Below are 691 nucleotides of genomic sequence, written 5' to 3'. Positions count from 1 at the left end.
GTGCTGGTGGTGACGACGTTGATCCCCGCCTCGAGCAGCCTGACGTAGTCCGGGATGGCCAGCGCGTCGCGTTCGGGGCCGCTTGCCGCGTACACCACGCAGTCGGGTTTCAGGGCGATCAGCACGTCGGCATCGTCGGTGGCCGTCACGCCCAGCGGCCCGATGCCGGCCAGCTCACCGGCGTCCTTGCCGACCTTGTCGGGCGAATGCACCCACACGCCAACGAGTTCCAGGTCGGGTCGCCGGCGAATGGCGTCGATCGCGATCTTCCCGACTCCCCCGGTGGACCAGACGACGATGCGCATGAGCACTCTCCTTACTGGTTCGCCAGGGCCTCCCGGCCCGGGCCGGGGCACGCGTGTCGAACCTGAGCGTGTACATCAGCTGCAGGTTAACCTAAGATTTGTTCTTTAGGATAGTGTGCACTTTCTTAGCGATTTAAAGGCAACGGCCGTCTCGCCTTTCGGCACGCGCACTCGAGGAGGAACAGGATGACGACTCATCGCGTAGTGGTCTGGGCGACGGGTGGCATCGGATCGATCGCCATCCGCGCCATTCAACGGCGCCCCAACCTCGACCTGGTCGGCGTGTGGGTGCACTCGCCGGACAAGGACGGCAGGGACGCGGGCGAACTCGCCAACGGGGAGCCCATCGGCCTGAAAGCCACCAATGACGCCGACGCGCTGATCGC

Annotated in this window: 2 pseudogenes; one reads left to right on the top strand and one right to left on the bottom strand. The window is 65.6% G+C overall.

Annotated elements, in window-relative coordinates:
- A pseudogene (locus A9X00_RS19320) lies at positions 1–305 on the bottom strand (dihydrodipicolinate reductase); the annotation flags it as partial.
- Positions 306–491: 186 nt separating this feature from the next.
- Here A9X00_RS19320 and A9X00_RS19315 point away from each other — a divergent pair.
- Positions 492–691, top strand: a pseudogene (locus A9X00_RS19315) (dihydrodipicolinate reductase); the annotation flags it as partial.

It is taken from the genome of Mycobacterium sp. 1245805.9 (assembly GCF_001672915.1).
Taxonomy (GTDB): Bacteria; Actinomycetota; Actinomycetes; order Mycobacteriales; family Mycobacteriaceae; genus Mycobacterium.
The sequence above is the reverse complement of the archived record's forward strand: the minus strand, read 5'-3'. Positions and strand labels throughout refer to the sequence as shown.